Raw genomic sequence first — 6066 nt, 5'->3', positions numbered from 1 at the left:
CCCCGGGGCCGACGCCCGCCACGACCCCGGCCACGTCGTTCCCCGGCGTCCACGGCAGCGTCACCAGCTCCGGCACCCGCCCGGACCGCAGCACCGTGTCCCCGGGATTCACCCCGGCACCCCCGACCCGCACCAGCACCTCCCCGGGCCCGGGCTCGGGGACGTCGGTCTCGGTGTACGTCAGTACCTCGGGCCCGCCGAACGCGGACTGGACGATGGCATGCATACGGTTCACGCGGTTCATGGGCCCATCCTCGGCCGCCGCAATCCCCGCGCGGAAGAAGGCACTTGTCTGATATCGAGGTTCCTCATGGATACCGGCTTCGACCTCAGAGAACACGGCGGCGTGGACGTCTTCCTGCGCGACTGCCCGACGCGGGCCGTGCTGGAGGTGATCGCGAGCAAGTGGACCATGCTGGTGCTCGTGGCCCTGGAGGACGGTCGGCCGATGCGCTTCACCGAACTGCGCCGCCGTCTGGACGGCGTGACCCAGAAGGTCCTGACCTCGACCCTGCGCTCCCTGGAGCGCGAGGGCCTGCTGGCCCGCGAGGTGTACCCGACCGTGCCGCCCCGCGTGGAGTACCGGCTCACCGGCCTGGGCCGGGAGGTGGGCGCCCTGATCCAGCACATCACCGACTGGTCGCAGGCCAACATCGGCACCATCCGCGCCGCCCGGGAGAACTTCGACGCCCGGACCGCGGAGCAGCACCAGGACCCCGGCCCGGTACGACGGTGAGGGCGCCCGGCGATCACTCCGCCGGGCGCCCGACAGTTCAGCTCGCCGTGCAGGTCACCGTCGGCGCACTCCCGCCCCCGGGCGCCCCGCCGAACCCGAAGCTCGTCGAACCGCCCACCGCCACCGTCCCGTTGTGCGCGGCGTTGCCTGCGGTCACGGTCGAGCCGGTCTGGGTGTACGACGCGTTCCACATGGAGGTGACCTTCTGGTTGCCCGGCCAGGTCCAGGTCACCTTCCAGGAGGAGAGGGCGGTCGACCCCGTGTTGGTCACCTTGACCTCGGCGTTGAAGCCGCCGCCCCAGTCGCTGCTGACCGTGTAGGCGGCGGTGCAGGCCGCCGTGCCGCCGCCCGGACCGCCGGGGTCGGTCCCGCCGCCCGAGCCGGGGAAGCCCGGCGCCTTGACGCTCGCGAGGTACCCGTCCTTCACGGTGTCCACGGTCTGCCAGTCGTCCTTCAGGATGCCGCCCGTGTCACCGGAGTTGGGGTTCCAGGACCAGAAGGTCCAGTGGAAGGAGTCGGCGCCGTACGTCGAGGTCGGCCGCATGTAACTCACCAGCGCGGCGAGCCACTTCTGGTCCACGGCCGACTGGAGCGTGGTGCCGAACTCGCCCACCCACACCGGGGCGATGTTCTGCTTGAAGATGTAGCCCCAGTACTTGTCCCAGATCCCCGGCATGTTGGCGGGGAAGGCCGGGTCGCTGAACCAGCTCTGCTGGGCCACGCTGGTCGCGTAGTCGTGGGCGGAGTACACGACCCGGTTCGCGACGTCGAGCTGCACGGGGTACTGGGCCACGCCCATCAGGTTGCCGCCCCACCAGCCCGAGACGCCGTTGACGGTCTGCACGCCCTCGACGAAGATCAGCAGCTCGGGGTTGACGGACAGCACCGCGTTCCCGGCCCGCTGGGCGGCCAGCCGCCAGTCCGTGGCGGTGTCCCCGCAGCCCCAGCAGGCCGGGTCGTGGGGTTCGTTGTGCAGGTCGATGCCCACGACCGTGCTCTGGCCCTTGTAACGCGCCGCGAGTGCCTTGAGATTGGCGATCCACGTCGACTCCGGGACGGCGGCCGTGTACCAGAGCGCCGACTGGCCGGCGGAGTCCGGGCGGTGCCGGTCGAGGATGACCTTGAGGCCGTCCTGGCCGGCGTACGACACGATCCGGTCCAGGACGCCGAGCGAGTTCAGGCCCTGGAGGTCGGCGTTCTTGCCGCTGGAGAAGTCGATGCTGTTCGGAACCGCACCCGACTTGAAGATGTCGTCGCTGAACGGGATGCGGATCGTGTTGTACCCCAGCGACTTCATCTGGTCGATCATGGACTTGTAGTCGCGGGACCAGAGGCCGTGGACGACCAGGTTGCTGGTCTCGAAGCCGAACCAGTTGATGCCGGCGATCCGGACCGGCTGCCCGGAGGCGTCCACGATCTGGCGGCCGCTGGTGTGCCAGTAGCCGGCGCCGGCCGACTCGGCGGCGTCGGCCGTCTGGAGACCTGCGGTCCCCAGGGGCACCAGGAGAGCCGCCGCCACCGTGCACAGCGCTCTTCGCAAGCTGCGGAACATGTTCGCTGCTTCCTCTCGGGAGGCGCGGGCCCGGAACGTGGTGGGAGCGCTCCCACCGCCCTGCACCTCCCATGGAAGTCAGGTCACATGGACACGTCAAGACACCTGACGTCACCTTGTGCGGGCGACGTCACCGGCTGAGCTTCCTGAACCTGCGCACCGCCAGCGGCAGGAAGACCGCCGTGAGCACCACGGGCCACACCCCGGCCATCAGCAGCGCGTGCTGCTCGACCCAGGAGTCCCCGCCGCCCACCGGCGTCCCGAACAGGTCACGGGTGGCCGCGGCCGTCGAGGAGATCGGGTTCCACGCGGCCACCGCGCCCAGCCAGTCGGGCATGAGCTGCGGCGCCACGAAGATGCTGGAGATCATCGTGAGCGGGAAGGCGACCGCGAACAGGCCGCCCGCCGCCTCCGGGTTGGGGACCATCAGGCCGAGCCACACCCCGATCCAGATCAGCGCGAACCGCAGCCACAGCAGCAGGCCGAAGGCGGCGAGGAAACCGAACCCGCCGTCGGGCCGCCAGCCCATGGCCACCGCGGTGAGCATCATGATCGCCAACTCGGCGCAGGCGACCAGCAGATCGGTCACCCCGCGCCCCGCGACCACCGCGGAGGAGGCCATCGGCATCGAGCGGAACCGGTCGATCACGCCCTTCGTGGCGTCGTACACCACCAGCGTCGCGGTGTTGATGAACCCGAAGGCCATCGTCATCACGAACATGCCCGGCATCAGGAAGTCCTTGTAGTCCCCGCCACCGGGCACCCGCATGGCACTGCCGAAGACATAGCCGTAGAGCAGGACGGAGAGGATCGGGAAGCCCAGCTGCCAGGCTATGTTGACCGGTTGGCGCTGGTAGTGGGTGAGTCCGCGGCGGACGATGTTCCAGACGTCGGCGAGGACCCAGTAGGTGCGGCCGTGGGTGGTCTCCAGTGTGCTCATGCCGCCGACTCCTTCTCCGTGCGGTGTCCGGTCAGGCGCAGGAACACGTCGTCGAGGCTCGGCCTGCGCAGTCCGATGTCCTCGACCCTCACCCCTTCGTCCTGGAGGGTGCGGGCCACCTCGGTGAGCGCGGAGACCCGGTCGACCACGGGTGCGTGCACCCGCAACTCCCCCTCCTCCGATTCCGGTTCGCCGTCGGAGACCCGGGCGACGACCTTCACCACGCGCGGGATGTCCGCCCGCTCGGCGACCACGACCTCGACACGGTCGCCGCCGATCCGGTCCTTGAGACCGTCCGGGGTGTCGTCGGCGATGGCCCGGCCCTGGTCGATGACGGTGACGCGGGAGGCGAGCCTGTCGGCCTCCTCCAGGTACTGGGTGGTCAGCAGGACCGTGGTGCCGCCCGCCACCAGCGCCCGCACGGACTCCCAGACCTCGCCGCGGCTGCGGGGGTCCAGCCCTGTGGTCGGCTCGTCCAGGAAGAGCACGGCGGGCGCGAGGATCATCGACGCGGCGAGGTCGAGGCGGCGCCGCATGCCGCCGCTGTACTTGCCCACGCCCTTGTCGGCGGCGTCGGTGAGGTCGAACTGCTCCAGGAGCTCGCCGGCCCGCCGCTTGGCCCGCCTGCCGCCGAGGTGGAACAGCCGGCCGAACATCTCCAGGTTCTGCCGGCCGGTGAGGACCTCGTCCACGGCCGCGTACTGCCCGGTGAGACCGATCCTCGACCGCACCTCGCGTCCCTGCCGGACCACGTCCAGTCCGGCGACGGTGGCCCGGCCGCCGTCCAGCCGGATCAGCGTGGACAGGATGCGGACCGCCGTGGTCTTGCCCGCGCCGTTCGGCCCGAGCAGGCCGTGCACGGTGCCCGCTCGGACGGCGAGGTCGAAGCCGTCCAGCGCGCGTTTCTCGCCGTAGCGCTTCTCCAGGCCCTCGGCGCGCACGGCGTATCCGTCGTCGGTCATGGTGCCCCCTTCACTCCGTAACTGAGTACACCGTACCCGATTGCGCGTACGCTGTACTCAGTTTTTTCCCGGAACTAAGCTGCCCCCATGACGAGCAGCGGCGAGACCAGTGGCAGCGGGGACATCGTCCGCACGCTCGAACTGCTGTGGGACGGCGGACCGCGGCCCAGCCGGGGCCCGAAACCCGGCCTGACGCTGGACCGGATCGTGGAAGCAGCCGTCCGGATCGCGGACGAGGAGGGGTTCGACGCGGTCTCGATGCGGCGGATCGCCGCCGAGCTCGGCACCGGCGCGATGTCGCTGTACCGGTACGTCCCCGGCAAGGCCGAACTGCTCGACCTGATGCTCGACCGCGTCCAGCGCCCCTCGGAGAACCCGGCCGACCTCGGCGACGGCACCTGGCGCTCGGCCCTTGCGGCCATGGCCCGCGCCACGCTCGCCCTCTACACCCGGCACCCCTGGCTGCTCGGCGTCAACCAGGCCCGGCCGCTGCTCGGCCCGAGCGCGCTGGACGGCATGGAGAAGATCCTGGGCCGGATCCGGCCGATGGGCCTGACCGACCCGGAGCTGGTGTCGGCGGTCATCATGGTCGACGGGTACGTCGTCGGGGCCGCCCGCACCCAGGTCTACCAGCGGGAGGCGGAGCGTACGTCGGGCATGACGACGGCGGACTTCTTCGCGGCCCAGGCGCCGTTCCTGGAGAAGGTCATGGCCACCGGCCGTTACCCGGTTCTCGGGTCCCTCGCCGAGGACACCTGGAGCCCGGCGTTCGACCACTTCGAGTTCGGGTTGCAGCGGATCCTGGACGGCCTGGAGGTGTTCGTGGCCGGCCGTCGGGAGGACTCAGGAACGGCGGAATAGGCGGCGGAGTCCGAAGAAGGCGACGACGGCCCCGAGGGCGAGGGCGCCGATCTTGACGGTGCCGCCGGAGTCCCCGCCGCCGTCGCCTGCCGACGCCGACGGGCTTCCGCTGTCCGAGGACGACCCGGACCCGCCGCCGCCGGGCGCGTCCTGCGCCTCCACCTCGCTGTCGGCGCCCTCCATGCCGAGCAGGAGCTTGGTCCCGTCCGGCGAGTAGGAGACGGACTCGCCCTGCCCGAGCGGCACGCTGAGGCGCCCGCCGCGCTTGAGGTCGCCGCCGTTCCAGTCGTACCAGATGCCGCCGAAGTACCCGCGTACGGCGAGCTGTCGGCCGTCCGGCGAGAACGCGGCGTCGGTGGCCCACAGGTCGACGGCCTTGACGGGCTTGAAGACGTTGGTCCCGGAGGGCGAGAGGGTGGCGGGCCCCGCGTAGAGATGCCCGCCGTCCTCCTGCTTGTCGATGATGTAGACGCGCCCGGTCTTCGGGTGGACGACCATCGACTCGGCGTCGCGCGAGCCGTCGGTGTACTTCACCACGTACTGGGTGGCCTTGACCGACTGGTCCTTCAGGTCCTTCGGCTCGGGCAGCCTGTAGATCCACACGTAGGGCCAGGTGACCCCGTCGTTGTCGCCGATGTCACCGACCCAGATCTGGTTGTCGGGCCCGACGGAGACGGCTTCGACGTCCCTCGGGGTGCCCACGCCCGTCATGGTGATCCTGGCGACGGTCTTCCCGGTGGCGCTGTCCACGGCGTACAGGTACGCGCCGGTGTCCTGGTCGTTGTGGGTCCAGTAGATCCCCGGGTGCTGCCGGGAGGCGGCGAGCCCGCTGGACTCGGTGATCCGGGGGTCACTGATGGTGAAGCCCCGGTCCCCCTTCCCGTCCCCGTCGGCGGCGGAGGCGGGCACGGCCACGGGCAGGGTGAGGCCGCCCAGGAACAGGACCCCGACGAACACGGCAAAGGATCGACGCATGCCCCAAGCCTGCCATCCCCTCCGGGGGTTGGACGGGGTG

At 70.7% G+C, this 6066-nt stretch carries 7 protein-coding genes; 2 read left to right on the top strand and 5 right to left on the bottom strand.

From position 1 onward, the window contains the following. The coding region (locus AOJ26_RS22970; protein WP_234358650.1) for an alcohol dehydrogenase catalytic domain-containing protein at positions 1-244 on the bottom strand (244 nt) is incomplete at its 3' end. A gap of 66 nt (positions 245-310) precedes the next feature. On the opposite strand from AOJ26_RS22970, the gene AOJ26_RS22965 reads away from it, so the two are divergent. After that, positions 311-736 (top strand): winged helix-turn-helix transcriptional regulator, encoded by a 426-nt coding sequence (locus tag AOJ26_RS22965; RefSeq protein WP_053850232.1) that lies wholly within the window; start codon positions 311-313, stop codon positions 734-736. A gap of 37 nt (positions 737-773) precedes the next feature. On the opposite strand, the gene AOJ26_RS22960 is transcribed toward AOJ26_RS22965, so the two are convergent. From AOJ26_RS22960 to AOJ26_RS22950, 3 genes are all read right to left on the bottom strand, one after another. Then, entirely contained in the window at positions 774-2288 is a 1515-nt protein-coding gene (locus tag AOJ26_RS22960; protein ID WP_053850231.1) for a cellulase family glycosylhydrolase, read from the bottom strand. 130 nt (positions 2289-2418) lie between these two features. Then, complete coding sequence (locus AOJ26_RS22955) at positions 2419-3228, bottom strand: ABC transporter permease (protein WP_053850230.1); 810 nt, start codon at positions 3226-3228, stop codon at positions 2419-2421. After that, complete coding sequence (locus tag AOJ26_RS22950) at positions 3225-4190, bottom strand: ATP-binding cassette domain-containing protein (RefSeq protein ID WP_053850229.1); 966 nt, start codon at positions 4188-4190, stop codon at positions 3225-3227. The genes AOJ26_RS22955 and AOJ26_RS22950 overlap by 4 nt, the downstream gene beginning before the upstream one ends. Positions 4191-4277: 87 nt before the next feature. Here AOJ26_RS22950 and AOJ26_RS22945 point away from each other — a divergent pair, with 87 nt between their 5' ends. Further along, the gene (locus AOJ26_RS22945) at positions 4278-5051 is read left to right on the top strand and encodes a TetR/AcrR family transcriptional regulator (protein ID WP_053850228.1); all 774 of its coding nucleotides are present in this window, start codon (positions 4278-4280) and stop codon (positions 5049-5051) included. Here the strand turns inward: AOJ26_RS22945 and AOJ26_RS22940 are convergent. Next, complete coding sequence (locus AOJ26_RS22940) at positions 5034-6026, bottom strand: hypothetical protein (RefSeq protein ID WP_063790306.1); 993 nt, start codon at positions 6024-6026, stop codon at positions 5034-5036. The genes AOJ26_RS22945 and AOJ26_RS22940 overlap by 18 nt on opposite strands. Positions 6027-6066: the final 40 nt, after the last annotated feature.

It is taken from the genome of Streptomyces sp. NRRL B-24085, assembly GCF_001282115.1.
Taxonomy (GTDB): domain Bacteria; phylum Actinomycetota; class Actinomycetes; order Streptomycetales; family Streptomycetaceae; genus Streptomyces.
This window is presented reverse-complemented; position numbering and strand designations above follow the sequence as displayed.